18 protein-coding genes are annotated in these 15,140 nt (G+C 63.2%); 12 read left to right on the top strand and 6 right to left on the bottom strand.

Going from position 1 to position 15,140, the window contains the following annotated elements:
* The first annotated feature begins 14 nt into the window (after window positions 1-14).
* Genes olsB through EA798_RS15025 form a run of 3 tightly spaced genes read left to right on the top strand, consistent with a single transcriptional unit; the run spans window position 15 to window position 2,142 of the window.
* The gene (olsB, locus tag EA798_RS15035; protein WP_106155639.1) at window positions 15-761 is read left to right on the top strand and encodes an L-ornithine N(alpha)-acyltransferase; all 747 of its coding nucleotides are present in this window, start codon (window positions 15-17) and stop codon (window positions 759-761) included.
* Entirely contained in the window at window positions 762-1,535 is a 774-nt protein-coding gene (locus EA798_RS15030) for a lysophospholipid acyltransferase family protein (protein ID WP_106155640.1), read from the top strand.
* Window positions 1,536-1,569: 34 nt separating this feature from the next.
* Window positions 1,570-2,142, top strand: coding sequence for an acyl carrier protein phosphodiesterase (locus tag EA798_RS15025; RefSeq protein WP_122099450.1), 573 nt, complete (start codon window positions 1,570-1,572; stop codon window positions 2,140-2,142).
* A 15-nt stretch (window positions 2,143-2,157) separates the two neighbouring features.
* Here EA798_RS15025 and EA798_RS15020 read toward each other — a convergent pair whose 3' ends face one another.
* Together EA798_RS15020 and EA798_RS15015 are read right to left on the bottom strand one after the other, a co-directional pair.
* Entirely contained in the window at window positions 2,158-2,934 is a 777-nt protein-coding gene (locus EA798_RS15020) for a class II aldolase/adducin family protein (protein ID WP_122099449.1), read from the bottom strand.
* Window positions 2,935-3,038: 104 nt separating this feature from the next.
* Window positions 3,039-3,491, bottom strand: coding sequence for a flavodoxin (locus EA798_RS15015; RefSeq protein ID WP_106155643.1), 453 nt, complete (start codon window positions 3,489-3,491; stop codon window positions 3,039-3,041).
* Window positions 3,492-3,720: 229 nt separating this feature from the next.
* Between EA798_RS15015 and EA798_RS15010 the strand changes: the two genes are divergently transcribed.
* From EA798_RS15010 to cysZ, 6 genes are all read left to right on the top strand, one after another.
* Window positions 3,721-4,347, top strand: a complete 627-nt coding sequence (locus tag EA798_RS15010; protein ID WP_106155644.1) for a PilZ domain-containing protein — start codon at window positions 3,721-3,723, stop codon at window positions 4,345-4,347.
* A 65-nt stretch (window positions 4,348-4,412) separates the two neighbouring features.
* The gene (gene folM, locus EA798_RS15005; RefSeq protein WP_106155645.1) at window positions 4,413-5,117 is read left to right on the top strand and encodes a dihydromonapterin reductase; all 705 of its coding nucleotides are present in this window, start codon (window positions 4,413-4,415) and stop codon (window positions 5,115-5,117) included.
* An 18-nt stretch (window positions 5,118-5,135) separates the two neighbouring features.
* The gene (gene folX, locus EA798_RS15000; protein ID WP_003285881.1) at window positions 5,136-5,510 is read left to right on the top strand and encodes a dihydroneopterin triphosphate 2'-epimerase; all 375 of its coding nucleotides are present in this window, start codon (window positions 5,136-5,138) and stop codon (window positions 5,508-5,510) included.
* 76 nt (window positions 5,511-5,586) lie between these two features.
* Window positions 5,587-5,880 carry a DUF1244 domain-containing protein gene (locus tag EA798_RS14995; RefSeq protein WP_106158747.1) on the top strand — a complete coding sequence of 98 codons (294 nt, stop codon included), beginning with the start codon at window positions 5,587-5,589 and terminating at the stop codon, window positions 5,878-5,880.
* Window positions 5,877-6,215 carry a HopJ type III effector protein gene (locus EA798_RS14990; protein ID WP_106155646.1) on the top strand — a complete coding sequence of 113 codons (339 nt, stop codon included), beginning with the start codon at window positions 5,877-5,879 and terminating at the stop codon, window positions 6,213-6,215. Before EA798_RS14995 ends, EA798_RS14990 begins: the two co-directional genes overlap by 4 nt.
* Before the next feature lie 225 nt (window positions 6,216-6,440).
* Complete coding sequence (gene cysZ / locus EA798_RS14985) at window positions 6,441-7,196, top strand: sulfate transporter CysZ (RefSeq protein ID WP_106155647.1); 756 nt, start codon at window positions 6,441-6,443, stop codon at window positions 7,194-7,196.
* Between the two features lie 211 nt (window positions 7,197-7,407).
* Here cysZ and EA798_RS14980 read toward each other — a convergent pair whose 3' ends face one another.
* The 4 genes from EA798_RS14980 to EA798_RS14965 all read right to left on the bottom strand — a co-directional run bounded on the left by EA798_RS14980 (window position 7,408) and on the right by EA798_RS14965 (window position 10,394).
* On the bottom strand, window positions 7,408-8,517 hold the full coding sequence (locus EA798_RS14980; protein WP_122099448.1) for an NADH:flavin oxidoreductase: 1,110 nt from the start codon (window positions 8,515-8,517) through the stop codon (window positions 7,408-7,410).
* The gene (locus tag EA798_RS14975; RefSeq protein ID WP_122099447.1) at window positions 8,514-9,173 is read right to left on the bottom strand and encodes a TetR/AcrR family transcriptional regulator; all 660 of its coding nucleotides are present in this window, start codon (window positions 9,171-9,173) and stop codon (window positions 8,514-8,516) included. The genes EA798_RS14980 and EA798_RS14975 overlap by 4 nt, the downstream gene beginning before the upstream one ends.
* A 138-nt stretch (window positions 9,174-9,311) precedes the next feature.
* Window positions 9,312-9,794 carry a glutathione peroxidase gene (locus EA798_RS14970; RefSeq protein ID WP_106155650.1) on the bottom strand — a complete coding sequence of 161 codons (483 nt, stop codon included), beginning with the start codon at window positions 9,792-9,794 and terminating at the stop codon, window positions 9,312-9,314.
* A 114-nt stretch (window positions 9,795-9,908) separates the two neighbouring features.
* Window positions 9,909-10,394, bottom strand: a complete 486-nt coding sequence (locus EA798_RS14965) for an FKBP-type peptidyl-prolyl cis-trans isomerase (protein WP_003302716.1) — start codon at window positions 10,392-10,394, stop codon at window positions 9,909-9,911.
* A 237-nt stretch (window positions 10,395-10,631) separates the two neighbouring features.
* Here EA798_RS14965 and EA798_RS14960 point away from each other — a divergent pair, with 237 nt between their 5' ends.
* From EA798_RS14960 to EA798_RS14950, 3 genes are all read left to right on the top strand, one after another.
* The gene (locus tag EA798_RS14960) at window positions 10,632-11,819 is read left to right on the top strand and encodes an acetate kinase (RefSeq protein WP_106155651.1); all 1,188 of its coding nucleotides are present in this window, start codon (window positions 10,632-10,634) and stop codon (window positions 11,817-11,819) included.
* Window positions 11,820-11,982: 163 nt separating this feature from the next.
* Entirely contained in the window at window positions 11,983-14,079 is a 2,097-nt protein-coding gene (gene pta, locus EA798_RS14955) for a phosphate acetyltransferase (protein ID WP_122099446.1), read from the top strand.
* 132 nt (window positions 14,080-14,211) lie between these two features.
* Window positions 14,212-15,120 (top strand): acyltransferase, encoded by a 909-nt coding sequence (locus EA798_RS14950; protein ID WP_122099445.1) that lies wholly within the window; start codon window positions 14,212-14,214, stop codon window positions 15,118-15,120.
* Window positions 15,121-15,140: the final 20 nt, after the last annotated feature.

Below are 15,140 nucleotides of genomic sequence, written 5' to 3'. Positions count from 1 at the left end.
CAAGGAGACAGAGCATGAATGCCATCGTCGACCCCCGCAGCACGCGTCAACTTCGAGCCGAACGCCTGGAAGGCGATGCGGCTCTGCGCGAAGCTCAGGCTTTGCGCTATCGGGTATTCAGCACCGAGTTCGATGCCAAGCTACAGGGTGCGGAACACGGGCTGGACATGGATGACTTCGATGTTCACTGCCGGCACATCGGTGTACGTGATCTGGCCAGTGGAGAGCTGGTCGCCACGACGCGCCTGCTGGACCACCTGACAGCAAGGCGGCTGGGGCGCTTCTATAGCGAAGGAGAGTTTGCCCTGCATGGCCTGGCGGACATCGACGAACCCGTGCTGGAGATTGGGCGCACCTGCGTGACACCAGCCTATCGCACTGGCGCGACCATCGCGGTGCTCTGGAGCGAGCTGGCAGAAGTGCTCAACGAGGGCCGTTATCGTTACCTGATGGGCTGCGCCAGCATCCCCATGCGTGACGGAGGCATACAGGCTCGCGCGATCATGCAGCGGTTGCGCGACAGTCACCTGTGTACCGAGCTGCTGCATGCGGAGCCGCGGACGCCACTTCCCGAGCTGGATCTACCGGACAACGTCACCGCCCAGCTGCCCCCGTTGCTCAAGGCATATATGCGCCTTGGCGCGAAGATTTGCGGCGAACCCTGCTGGGACCCCGACTTCCAGGTCGCCGACGTCTTCATCCTGCTCAAGCGCGAGGAGCTTTGCCCGCGCTATGCCCGCCACTTCAAGGCTGCGGTATAGATGACACGGGTGCGCCTGCACTGGCGCCTGCTGCGGCTGAGCGTTGTGATCCTGCTGGGTTTACTGGTGGCGGCGGCACTGGGGCTCGGCGAGCGCTTCGCACCTCGTGCCTCCCTGCAACGCAGGCAAGGGCTGACGCGCTGGTTCATGGTTCGCCTGGCCGCCGCGCTGCCCTATCGGGTACGCATCATCGGTGAGCTACCACCTCAGCCGATGCTCTGGGTCGCCAACCATGTGTCCTGGTGCGACATCCCGCTGCTGGGCATGCTGCAGCCGCTGTCGTTCCTGGCCAAGGCCGAAGTTGCAAGCTGGCCCGTGCTGGGCTGGCTGGCCCGCCAGGCCGGCACGCTGTTCATCCGTCGTGGCGCCGGCGATGCCGCGCAGATCAATCAGCAACTGGCCAATCATCTCCACCAGGGTCGTCATCTGCTGATCTTCCCCGAGGGCACCTCGACCGATGGCAGCAGCGTACGTACCTTCCACCCCCGGCTGTTCGCCTGCGCGATAGAGGCCGGCTGCGCCGTTCAACCCGTGGCTATCCGTTACCTGCGCGACGGCAAGCCCGACACCGTGGCCCCCTTCGTAGGCGATGACGAACTGTCTGCGCACTTGCGCAGGCTGCTGGCCAGCGACATGGCAGAAGTGGAAATCCATCTGCTGCCACCAATCCCCGTCGCCACACTCAGCCGCAAAGCAATTGCCGAGCGAGCGCAACTGGCGGTCGAGCGCGCACTGTCTTGCCAGTCGCAGGAGGCCGCGAGAGATGCTGCATAGCCACCTCCTGTCGAGGCTGCGCTAAGCTTGAACCATGAATTATCTTGCTCACCTTCATCTCGGCGGCCCTGGCCCGGAGGACATGCTCGGCAGCCTGTACGGCGATTTCGTCAAAGGCTCGCTGCAGGGACGCTGGCCAGCGCGGATCGAGGCCGGCATTCGCCTGCATCGGCAGATCGATGCCTACACCGACAGCCACCCGCTGGTGCTGCAGGCGAAAGCGCGCTTTCCCACTGAACGCCGCCGCTACGCCGGAATCCTGCTCGATCTGTTCTTCGATCATTGCCTGGCGGCGAACTGGGCGGATTACTCCAGCGAGCCGTTGGACCGCTTTACCCGGCGGGCCTACCGGGCGCTGACCGAAGAGCCCGAGCTACCGGGCAAACTCGCCGTCATCGCGCCGCATATGGCCGCGCACGACTGGCTGGGCAGTTATCGCCAGTTCGATGTACTGGAGCGGGTGCTGGCCAACATGAGCCGCCGGCTCAGCCGGCCGGATGGCCTGGCCGGCGGACTGGAAGAGCTGGAGCAGCTGTACGATCCGCTGCTCGAGGATTTTCGTCTTTTCTATCCGCAGCTGCAGCAGTTCGCCAAGGCGGCGATGTAGCGCAGCCGCGTCGCGTCATGCAGCGTAGCCGGGACTCTGCGCATCCAGCTTGCGCAACAGACCCGGCCAGGCCAACGCTCCGCCCATACCTGAACGGCTACGGGTCACACCGGCAGCCATGGCCTTGGCACCCGCGAGAATCTGCTCGGGAATGGCGATGAGCTCTGCGCCACCCCCCTGGGCCATGACCTGGATTTCACAGGCGCGCTGGAAGATGAACATCATCAGAAAGGTGTCGGCGACGCTGCCACCGCAGGTCAGCAGACCATGGTTGTGCAGCACCATGAAGCCGGTCTCTCCCAGATCTGCCTGCAGCCGTGCTTTCTCGTCGTGGTTCAGCGCCACGCCTTCGTAGCCGTGAGTGGAAAGGCTGGCCAGCACGAACAGCGACTGCTGGCTGATTGGCAACACGCCCTGGCGCTGCGCCGAGACCGCCACCCCGGCCGCGGTATGGGTGTGCATGACGCAGGCGACGTCGTGGCGAACTTCATGCACGGCACTGTGGATGGTGTAACCGGCGGGATTGATCTCGTACGGGCTGTCCATCACCTTGTTGCCGGCCAGATCGACCTTGACCAGACTGGACGCGGTGATTTCGTGAAACATCAGCCCGTACGGATTGATCAGGAAGTGATCGGTATCGGGAATCTTGACCGAGATGTGCGTGAAGATCAGGTCATCCCAGCCATGCAGCGCGACCAGCCGGTAACAGGCCGCCAGATCGACCCGTGCCTGCCATTCGGCGGGGCTGACTCGGGTTTCCAGGGAAGGCAAAGCATGCAGCGCAGTCATCGAGGGCACCTCTTCTTATTGTCGTGAAGATGCCCTGGATTCTAGCCAGCCGCTTCCGCCCCGGCAGTTGCCCTTGCAGCCAGGCCGCTGACCTGGCGAGCCACTCAGGCGCGCAAGGCCGCAGCAAAAGTTTCCAGCCAGGGTTCGGCGTCGCTTTCCGGCGTGACCGTCTCGCTGGCGTCGAGGCGCAGCATCTCCACGACTTCCCGCACGCCGAGCTCGGCATAGAGCTCGCGAATCAGCTCGCCACCACCACAGAAGGTGTCGCCGTAGCTGGCATCACCAAGGGCGATGACACCACCGGGCAGGCCGCTCCACGCGGGAAACTGATCACGGATGGTCGAGTACAACGGAATGAAGCTGTCAGGCAGTTCGCCCATGCCAGTGGTCGAGGTCACGACCAGCAGCGCTTCGGGGGCGAAGTCGAGAATCTGCGGCAACTGGGCGCGGGGATCATGCCAGGTTTCGAAACCGGCGGCTTTCAGCTGGCGTTCGGCGTGACGGGCAACATCTTCGGCGGTGCCGTAGACGCTCCCGGAAAGAATGGCGACTTTCATGTGCGCTCCGAGGCATTCAAAGCTGCGCATTATGCCGCATCTAGCCTTGCCGAGTTCTGCCGGGCGGAGCGACCGTACCGTACATCCAGCAAAGGCGCAGAGAAGGAACCAAACTTCAAGGAGAGAGTCCTAGGGGCGATTGCCCCACCGCGTCCAACCGGCGCAGGCGCAACGTGGCCCACGCCACGATGCCAGAACCATGGAGGCACCATCCTCCGAGGGTATCCGCATGGCGGAAGATACGATTCTCAGCAAAGACGAACTGACGTTCATCCGCAAGTTGATGCAGCGCAACGGCGCAACCACCGCGGAGCGCGCTACAGGCTTCCGGATCGATGGCGGCGCGCAATCCAACGAACTGCTGATGCAGCTGGCGGCAAGGGCCAACCTGTCATTACAGGCCGAGTTCGAAGACTTTCGCATGTCGTTCCCGATCCAGCTTCGCGAAGATGAACTGCACAGCCTCGATCTGCAACTGGCGCCACCGGTGATCTACGAGCGCGGGCCGACTACCCGCGCCTGGCGTCTGCACCTGGATGAGCCACTTGCGTTGCTGAAGAACGATGGCGGCGAAAGCTCGCTCAGCGTCCATGAGCTGTCTCCGCACGGTCTCCTGGTAGATGCCGGCAAGGATCGCAAGCCGCCCAAGCACTTCCACTTGCGCCTGGCCCTTCCGGATGACACCCCGCTTGAGATCGACGCCCACCGTGTTCGTGAACTCAAGGGCGGGATGGCTGCCTACGAAGTGGAGTTTCCCCAGGAAAAGGACGCCGAACGCATCCGCTCCTTCCTCTATCGCCAGCACCAACGTCTGCATCCCGATTTGCAGCCTGAGGTGCCCGCCGATCTGGTGTAAGCTGCCACGCCAGTAGTGACCGCCTCCGAGCTCGGCGGACCACCCATTTCCGGCAGTGGACACACATGCACCAGGCCCCGATTCTCATCACCGGTGCCAGCCAGCGGATCGGATTGCATTGCGCCGAACGGCTGCTGGAAGACGGCTTTCCGGTTATCGTCACCTACCGCCGCGAACGCGACAGCATCGAGCGACTGCGCACACTCGGCGCCCACACGCTGAAGGCGGATTTCAGCGATGAAGCAGGCATCACGGGCTTCATCGGCGCACTCCGAGAGCAGACCGACAGCCTGAGAGCGATCGTGCACAACGCCTCCGAATGGCGCCCCGACGCTCCCGGCCAGGAAGCCGAGGCGTTTCGCCAGCTGTTCCAGGTGCATATGCTCGCGCCCTATCTGATCAATCTGCACTGCGCCGACCTGCTGCGTCACGGCGGGCCTGCCGATATCGTGCACATCGGCGACGACGTGACCCGCAAGGGCAGCAAAAAACATATCGCCTACGCGGCAAGCAAGGCGGGACTGGACAACCTCACACTGTCCTTCGCCGCCAGTCTGGCCCCCGCGATCAAGGTCAACGGCATCGCCCCGGCGCTGATCCAGTTCAATCCGGACGACGACGAGGAATACCGGCGCAAGGCACTGGCCAAGTCGGCGCTGGGTATCGAACCCGGTGCCGAGGTGATCTACCAGAGCCTGCGCTACCTGCTCGACAATCCGTATGTCACCGGCACTACACTGACCGTGAACGGCGGCCGCCACCTGATCTGAAGACTGCAAGGAGTCCCCATGCCCAGACTGGAACCTGCTATGGCGCGCATCCGCGTCAAGGACCTGCGGCTGCGCACCTACATTGGCATCAAGGAAGAGGAAATCCTCAACCGCCAGGACGTGCTGATCAACCTGACCATGCTCTACCCGGCCGCCGAGGCGGTGCGCGAAAACGACATCGAACAGGCGCTGAACTACCGCACCATCACCAAGGCGATCATCCAGCACGTCGAAGACAACCGCTTCGCTCTGCTCGAACGCCTGACACAGGAGATTCTGGACCTGGTCATGCGCTATCCGCAGGTGCGCTATGCCGAGGTGGAGGTCGACAAACCCCACGCGCTGCGCTTTGCCGAGTCGGTATCGATCACTCTGGCAGCACACCGGGATTGACCCTGCTCAAGGCTGGCCGGCTCAACGAGGCAAGGTTATGATCCGGCCGACCTCAGCCAACGCCGAGACCCACGAGATGAACGAGCAAGAACGCACCGAACTGGAAGCCGCCGCCTTCCGCCGCCTGGTCCAGCACCTGCGCACCCGCCCCGACGCCCAGAACATCGATCTGATGAACCTGGCTGGCTTCTGCCGCAACTGCCTGTCGAAATGGTACAAGGCGGCCGCGGACGATCTGGAAATCGAAGTCAGCATCGACCAGGCCCGCGAAGAGGTGTACGGCATGCCGTACAGCGAATGGAAGAAACGCTATCAGAAGGAAGCGACAGCCGACCAGCAGGCGGCTTTCGACAAGGCCCAGAAAGAATGAATGACCTGAAAGACTTCCGCGCGAGCCTGCGCAATCGCAACCACGCGTTCAGCGACACGCTCGCCTTTATCGCGAGCGCCTATGACTATCAGCCGAGCCGCTTCGTCAACGGCACCCTGGAAAATGCCGCCGGCGAGAACGAAGGCTCCTGCAAGACGCTAGGCATGGCTGTGCTGGAAGGGTTCAGCACGGAAGAAGCGCTGCTCGCGTTCGGCGAACACTATCAGGCAGTGCTGGCCAACCCGAACGGCAGCGATCACCGCAACATCCGCGCACTGATGGAAACCGGCCTGCCCGGCGTGCGGTTCGACAGCCAACCGCTCAAGCGCAAGTAACCACGCATCCGCTCTGCGAGCCGGCGACGCCCGGCTCAATGGGAATAAAAAGGGTCATCCCAGGCACTTGGGGAAGGCTGATAACGCGGATGACCCGAAAACCGTTGAGCGCTACGTTAGCCATCCGCCGCCGCTGCGGATAATTCAGGCTCTGCATACGTCCCATAGTCATCGACTATCCCTCGCGCCACCTTCCCTCGAATCCGCTGTTTACAGGAGACGCCAATGCCCGTATCCGCCCTCTCCGGCCCGCAATACCTGCGCGAAGGCCTGCGACTGGTGCTCAGCCCGGGGCTGCGTCTGTTCGTGATCCTGCCGCTGACGGTCAACGTGTTGCTGTTCTTCGGCCTGATCTGGTTTGCGGTCGGCCAGTTCAGCGGCTGGGTCGATACCTTCATGCCCAACCTGCCGACCTGGCTCGCGTTTCTCGAGTACATTCTCTGGCCGTTGTTCGTCGCGCTTGTGGTGCTGATGGTGTTCTTCACGTTCACCATGCTGGCCAATATCCTCGCCGCACCGTTCAACGGCTTCCTGGCAGAAAAGGTCGAAGTGGTGGTACGTGGCGAAGATGCTGCGCCGCCGTTCAGCTGGGCCGAACTGCTGGCCATGCTGCCACGCACCATTGGCCGCGAGCTGCGCAAGCTGGCCTATTTCGCGCCGCGCGCCCTGGCGCTGCTGGTGCTCTCGTTCATCCCCGTACTGAACCTGGCTGCCGCGCCCCTTTGGCTGTTGTTCGGCGTGTGGATGATGGCGGTGCAGTACATCGACTATCCGGCGGACAACAACAAGCTGAGCTGGTCTGACATGATGGGCTGGTTGCGCCAGCGTCGCTGGCAGAGCCTGAGCTTTGGTGCGGTGACCTATGCGGCGCTGCTGGTGCCGGTACTGAACCTGCTGATCATGCCGGCGGCGGTCGCGGGAGCGACGCTGTTCTGGGTGCGGGAAGGCGGGCCGAATCGGCAGCTGGATCGGCAGGCGTGAATCTGCATAGCCTGCAGGCATAAGGCAAAGAACTTTCTTTTTGGGAGCCGGCCATTCGGGGCGGTCACATCGTCCACCGCCTGCAGGAAATCGCCCAGGGGGGCGAGACCTGGCCATCTAGCCACTCGCTAGACACCGCACGCCGAAACTCCCGGTGCCTCATCGCACCGCAAGAAGCCGGCAGCCAGATCACCCTGGCTGCCGTCGTCACTCATGCCAGCGTCTTCAACGCCTCACGGCTGAACGGCAGAATCTCTTCCATCCGCCCTTCACGTACCTTAACCGCCCAATCCGGATCGCAGATCAGCGCACGTCCCACCGCCACCAGATCGAACTCCTGCCTGTTCAGACGCTCCAGCAATCCCTCGATATTGGCTGGCTGCGCCACCTTGTCGGTCTTGACCATGAACTGCAGGAACTCACCATCCAGGCCAACGCTACCGACGGTGATGGTTGGCTTACCGGTCAGCTGACGGGTCCAGCCGGCCAGGTTGAGATCGGAGCCTTCGAACTCCGGCTCCCAGAAGCGGCGCGTCGAGCAATGGAAGATATCCACCCCGGCTTGCGACAACGGCGCGAGGAACTCGCCAAGCTCCTCGGGCGACTGCACCAGGCGCGCGGTGTAGTCCTGCTGCTTCCACTGCGAGAAGCGGAAGATGATCGGAAAGTCAGGGCCGACCGCCGCACGCACGGCCTGCACCAACTCGACGGCGAAGCGCGAGCGGTTGGCCAGGCTGCCACCGTACTCGTCGGTACGCTGGTTGCTGCCCTCCCAGAAGAACTGATCGATCAAGTAACCGTGGGCACCGTGGATTTCCACGCCGTCCATGCCGATAGCCTGGGCATCGCGGGCTGCCTGGGCGAACGCCTCGATCACATCCTGGATGTCCTGCTTGGTCATGCCGTGGACGACGACCTGGCCGTCCTTCTGCTTCTCCATCGGGCCGTAACCGACGACCTCCGGCTCGGGCTCGGTGCCCTTGCGGCGCACATTACCGACATGCCAGAGCTGCGGAACGATCTTCCCGCCAGCGGCATGCACCGCATCGACCACAGCCTTCCAGCCAGCCAGGGCATCCTCACCGTAGAAACGTGGCACATGCGGATAGCCATTGGCAGCGGCGTGGCCAACCGTGGTGCCTTCGGTGATGATCAGCCCCACCCCGGACGCGGCACGACGGCGGTAGTACTCGACCACATCGGCAGTGGGTACACCGTTGGGCGAGAACGAACGGGTCATCGGCGCCATGACCACACGGGTCGGCAAACGGAGAGCACCCAACTCGAAGGGCTGAAACAAGGCTTGTACGCTGGCGGTCATCGATCGACTCCTGTGGCATTGGTCAAGGCAGCCGGGCGCTCATGCCCCGGCGAATTTGTTGCAGCCGGCGCCAACTGGCGTTCGAGCTGCTGGAAAAACACCTGCAACGGCGCAACGCTGCCGCTCACTTTCATGCGCAACAGCGCGCCTTCCCAGGCGTTGCTTATGAACTCCGCCAGCACTGCACAATCACTGTCTGCCGCGATCTCGCCAGCGAAACGCGCCTGTTCGAGGCAGGCCGTAAGCAGCTCGACCGATTGCGTCAGTATCGCGCTGAGCCGTCTGGCGATGGGTGGGCACAGCTCGGCCATCTCGAAGCTCAGGCTGCCGATGAAGCAGTGATACTCAGGCCTTTCCTGGCGAGCGAAGTGCGCAACGAGATCGGCGTAGTGATCGAGGATGCGCTGCCGTGGCGCGAGCGCACCGTTACTCAGCGCCGCCCGATAGCGCTCAAGTCGAGGCACATAGATGTGGTCCAGCGCCTGCAGGGCGAAATCTTCCTTGCTGGCGAAGTAGTGATAGAAGGATCCCTTGGGGATACCGGCTGCCTGGACGATTTCCTGGACCCCGGTGCCGTGATAGCCGCGACGGGTCATCACCCGGGCGCCCTTGGACAGGATCAGATCGCGCTTGTCGTTGCGTGCTGTTTGGCTCATGGCCCAAGAATATGACCGGTCGTCTCGCCGGCACAGCATCATCCACGACGCTTATCCAGCGCTAACAGGGCAACGATGTTTTCAGGATGGCAACAACGGGAAAGAAAGCGGCCGCGCAGATGCGGCCGCCAACGGCGATCAGGCCAGTGCGCTTTCGATGGCGTGAATCAAGGCGGGATCGTCGGGTGCGGTGCGTGGCGAGAAGCGCGCCAGTACACGCCCGTCCTTGCCGACCAGGAATTTCTCGAAATTCCAGGTGATGTCGCCCGGAAAGTCGGCTCCCTCCCCAGCCAGCAAGCGATACAGCGGATGCCGCTGCGGACCGTTCACCTCGAGCTTGCCACTCAAGGGAAAGGTGACGCCGTAGTTGAGACTGCAGAACGAGCGGATCTCCTCGTCGCTGCCCGGTTCCTGCGCAGCGAACTGATTGCATGGCACCCCCAGCACGCTGAATCCACGGGACGCGTACTGCTGCTGCAGCCGCTCGAGGCCGGCGTACTGCGGCGTCAGCCCGCACTGCGAGGCGACATTGACCACCAGCGTGATCTGATCGCCGAACTGCGCCAGAGGCAGCTCCTCACCGCCCAGGCCTGGCAACACCAATTGGTGGAATGCGCTCATGTCATCTCTCCTAACGAAAAAAACGCCCCGGCAAACGACCGGAGCGCTCTTCTTTCGATCGGCACAGCAGCCGTTCCTGCCGCTGTGCGTGCGGACGCCTAAACGGCGACCGGATCAGTGGTGGTGACCACCTTCGCCATGAACGTGGCCGTGGGCCACTTCTTCTTCACTGGCGTCGCGCACGTTGACGACCTTGACGTCGAAGTTCAGACGCTGGCCTGCCAGCGGATGATTGCCGTCGACGATCACGTCATCGCCTTCGACGTCGCGGATGGTAACGATCTGCATGCCGCCGTCAGGACCGGAAGCGTGGAACTGCATGCCCACCTCCAGTTCGTCGACGCCTTCGAACATGGCGCGATTGAGGGTAGCAACCAGCTCCGGGCTGTACTCGCCGTAAGCGTCCTGAGGCTCGATGGCGACCTGGATCTGGTCACCGCCCTGCTTGCCCTCGAGGGCCTTCTCCAGACCCGGAATGATGTTGCCTGCGCCGTGCAGGTAGACCAGCGGCGCGCCGCCGGCCGAGCTGTCGATCACCTCACCGGCGTCGTTGGTGAGCGTGTAGTCGATGGAGACAGCCTTGTTAGCGGCAATCAGCATGGGGCAGAACCTTTGCTTTAGAGAATGGATGTCGAAGTTTAACCATCCACCGCGCCGAATGCGAACCGGCCGTGGATGAACGGACCGCTGCCGTTTGTCGCCGGACGCCAAATGTAGTGCCATGGAATATGTGACTACAACCTTTGGATGGCATCGCTTTCACGGCCGATGTGCAAGAATCGGCGAAAAGTATCTTTGGCACCCATTTCAATAACATTAGAGAACCAAGGAGCACCGATGTCGGCTCGTAACATCCTGGTGATTAACTGTGGCAGCTCGTCGATCAAGTTCGCCCTGGTCAACGAAGCGCAAGCGACCTTCCCGCTACAAGGCCTGGCCGAATGCATCGGCAGCCCGGAAGCCGTAATCCACTTCGAGAGCGCCGCTGGCAAGGAAAGCGTCAAGGTGCCCAACGCAGATCATCAGGCTGCCCTCGCCCAGATTCTGCCGCGCGTGGAAGAAGCCGCTGGCGGCCACCTCGACGGCATCGGTCACCGCGTCGTGCACGGCGGTGAGAAATTCTTCGCATCCTCTCTGCTCAACGACGAAACCCTGGCTGGCATCGAAGCCAACATTCAACTGGCTCCGCTGCACAACCCGGCAAACCTCAGCGGCATCCATGCCGCCATCAATCTGTTCCCCGAACTGCCGCAGGTAGGCGTGTTCGATACCGCCTTCCACCAGACCATGCCGGAACACGCTTACCGCTACGCGGTGCCGGATGTGCTCTACAAGGAGCATGGCGTACGCCGCTATGGCTTCCATGGCACCAGTCATCGCTTCGTCAGCAAGCGCGCCGCCGAGCTGGCCGGTGTACCGGTCGAAAACAGCAGCTGGCTGGTCGCGCACCTGGGCAACGGCTGCTCCACCTGTGCGGTGGTCAATGGCGAAAGCCGCGACACCAGCATGGGCCTGACGCCGCTCGAAGGCCTGGTAATGGGCACCCGCAGCGGCGACGTCGACCCGAGCCTGCACAACTTCCTGAACAAGACCCTGGGCTGGGACCTGGCCAAGATCGACAACATGCTCAACAAGGAGAGCGGCCTGAAGGGGCTGTCCGGCCTGTCCAACGACATGCGCACCCTGGCCGATGCCCGCAACGCCGGTCATCCGGGCGCCGTGCTGGCCTTCGAAGTGTTCTGCTACCGCCTGGCCAAGTCGCTGGCCGCCATGTCCTGTGCGCTGCCGCAGCTGGACGGCCTGGTGTTTACCGGTGGTATCGGTGAAAACTCCTCGGCGGTGCGCGAGCGCACCCTGGAACACCTCAAGCTGTTCGGCTTCAAGCTCGACGCCGAAGCCAATGCCCGTTGCACCCGTGGCGTCGCTGGCGAAATCCAGGCCGAAGGCAGCCCGCGCGTCATGGTGGTTCCGACCAACGAGGAGCGTCAGATCGCCCTCGATACGCTGGCCCTGCTGGACGCCTGAGAGCGAACGCAGGCAGCGATTCAGAGACCCGACAGCCTCCGGCCGTCGGGTCTTTGCACATGAGCGCCGCGGCAATCAGGCAGTTCCCGCCCCGGCACAAGTGCCCTAGCCTAGCCGGCGCCCAGCACCGTTATCCCGAGCACCCTGTCCTCAAGGAGATGCCATGCACACAATCTTCCTCGCCCCTACCGGTTTCGGCGGCGGCCTCAACTCCATCAGCCTCGGCCTGATCCGTGCGCTGGAAAGCGCTGGACTGAAAGTCGGCTTCTTCAAGCCGATCGCGCAACCCTTCCCCGTCGACCAGGGCCGCGAACGCTCCTGCATTCTGGTCGAACGCACACTGAAGCTGACCTCCCCCGAGCCGCTGCCGCTGGAACAGGTAGAGCGCCAGCTCGCCGATGGCGAGATCGATCTGCTGCTCGAGGACGTGGTCAGCCGCTACCAACAGGTTGCAGCCGGCAAGGACGTAGTCATCGTCGAAGGCATGGTGCCGACTCGCGAATCGAACTACACCCAGCGCATCAACACCCAACTGGCGAAGAGTCTCGACGCCGAAGTGATCCTGATCGCCGCTCAGGGCAATGACAGCCTCAAGCGTCTGGCCGAGCGCATCGAAATCCAGGCACAGCTGTATGGCGGCGCCAAGGATCCCAAGGTGCTCGGCGTCATCCTCAACAAGGTGAAGACAGAGGAAGGCCTGCCGGCCTTCATCGACAGCCTGAAGCAGCACCTGCCACTGCTGGGCAGTGCCGACTTCCAGCTGCTCGGCGCCATTCCGTTTTCCGAGGAACTCAACGCCCTGCGCACCCGTGACATCGCCGAACTGCTCGGCGCGCAGGTGCTCAATGCCGGCGAAGCCGATCAGCGCCGCGTCAACAAGATCGTGCTGTGTGCACGTGCCGTTCCAAACACCGTGCAGCTGCTGCAATCGGGCGTTCTGGTGGTCACACCCGGCGACCGCGACGACATCATCCTCGCCGCCAGCCTGGCCTCGCTGAATGGCGAGAAGCTCGCCGGCCTGCTGCTGTGCAGCGACTTCGCGCCGGACCCGCGCATCCTCGAACTGTGCAAGGCCGCACTGGACGGCGGCCTGCCGGTGATGACCGTGGAGACCAACTCCTACGACACGGCCAACAACCTGTTCGGCCTGAACAAGGAAACCCCGGCGGACGATATCGAGCGCGCCACCCGCGTGACCGACTTCATCGCCAAGCACCTGCACCCCGAGTTCCTGCACACCCGCTGCAGCGTGCCACGTGGCGAGCTGCGCATGTCGCCGGCCGCGTTCCGCTATCAGCTGGTCAAGCGCGCCCAGGATGCCAACAAGCGCATCGTGCTGCCGGAAGGCAACGAGCCGCGCACCATTCGCGCCGCCGCCATCTGCCAGGAGCGTGGCATTGCCCGCTGCGTGCTGCTGGCCAAGCCGGAGGAAGTCCAGCAGGTCGCCCGCGAACAGGGCATCAGCCTGCCGGCCAGCCTGGAAATCCTCGATCCGGACAGCATTGCCAACCGCTACGTCGAGCCGATGTGCGAGATGCGCAAGGCCAAGGGCCTGACGCCCGACGATGCCCGCGAGCAGCTGAAGGACACTGTGGTGCTCGGCACCATGATGCTGGCGCTGGATGAAGTCGACGGCCTGGTTTCCGGCGCCGTGCACACCACCGCCAACACCATCCGCCCGGCCCTGCAGCTGATCAAGACCGCACCGGGCTATAGCCTGGTGTCCTCGGTGTTCTTCATGCTGCTGCCGGACCAGGTACTGGTCTATGGCGACTGCGCGGTGAACCCGAATCCGAGTGCCACCGAGCTGGCCGAGATCGCCCTGCAGAGCGCCGAGTCCGCCGTGGCACTGGGCGTCAACCCGCGCGTGGCGATGATCAGCTACTCCACCGGCAGTTCCGGCAGCGGTGCGGAAGTCGAAAAGGTCGCCGAAGCCACGCGTATCGCCCAGGAACGTGCACCGCAGCTGCCGATCGACGGCCCGCTGCAGTACGACGCCGCCTCCGTGCTCAGCGTCGGCCGGCAGAAGGCGCCGAACAGCAAGGTGGCCGGCCAGGCCACGGTGTTCATCTTCCCCGACCTGAACACCGGCAACACCACCTACAAGGCCGTTCAGCGCAACGCCAACTGCCTCAGCGTCGGCCCGATGCTGCAGGGCCTGGCCAAGCCGGTGAACGACCTGTCGCGTGGCGCCCTGGTGGACGACATCGTCTTCACCATCGCGCTGACCGCGCTGCAGGCCGCCAACCAGAAGGCCTGATCGGCCATCGACGATTGCTGCCGCCGCGCCTGCGCGCCGGCGGCAGCGATCAACCCTCCCTCTCGATAGTTGCAGTTCAGCGCATAATCGCTACTCTTGGCGCCTCGAATCAGCCGTATCGATGAGAATTTCATGCTGAGCTTCCTCCCCGCCCCGCTGCGCGGCAGCCTCGCCGCCCTGATGCTGGCGCTCAATACCCTGTTCTGGTGCTGGCCGCTGTTCGCCCTGTCACTGCTCAAGCTGGCAGTCCCCATTCCAGCGGTACAACGCAGCCTGCGCTTCGGCATGCACTGGATCGCCGAGTCCTGGATCGCGATGAACAGTTTCTGGATGGACCTGGTTCGCCCGATCCGTTGGGACGTGCAGGGGCTGGATCAGGTCGACATGCATCACTCCTATCTGGTGACCAGCAACCACCAGAGTTGGGCGGATATCCTCGTGCTGCAGTACCAGCTCAACCGGCGCATGCCGTTCCTCAAGTTCTTCCTCAAGCAGGAGCTGATCTGGGTTCCGGTGATCGGCCTGTGCTGGTGGGCGCTGGAGTTTCCCTTCATGAAGCGCTTCAGCAAGGAGTACCTGGCCAAGTACCCGGAGAAACGGGGCGAGGACCTGGCCACGACCCGCAAGGCCTGCGAGCGCTATCGGACCAACCCGGTGTCGGTATTCAACTTCCTCGAAGGCACACGCTTCACCGAAAACAAGCACAGCGAGCAGGCTTCGCCCTACCGTTACCTGCTAAAGCCCCGAGCCGGCGGCATCGCCTTCGTCATCGACGCCATGGGCGAGCAGCTGACAGCGCTGATCAATATCACCATCCACTACCCCGACGGCCGGCCCAGCTTCTGGGATCTGCTTGCCGGCAACATTCATCAGGTGGTGGTGCGGATCACGGCGCAGCAGTTGCCAGCCGAGTTTCTCGGCAGGAACTACGATCAGGACGAAGCGTACCGGCTGGCGTTTCAGCAGTGGGTGAACGAACTCTGGAACCAAAAGGATCTGCACCTGGCGCAGCTGCATGAGCAGTTTCCGGTCCGGCGCTGAGCGACGTCACACCACTCAGC

This window comes from Pseudomonas songnenensis (assembly GCF_003696315.1).
Classification (GTDB): Bacteria; Pseudomonadota; Gammaproteobacteria; order Pseudomonadales; family Pseudomonadaceae; genus Stutzerimonas; species Stutzerimonas songnenensis.
This window is presented reverse-complemented; position numbering and strand designations above follow the sequence as displayed.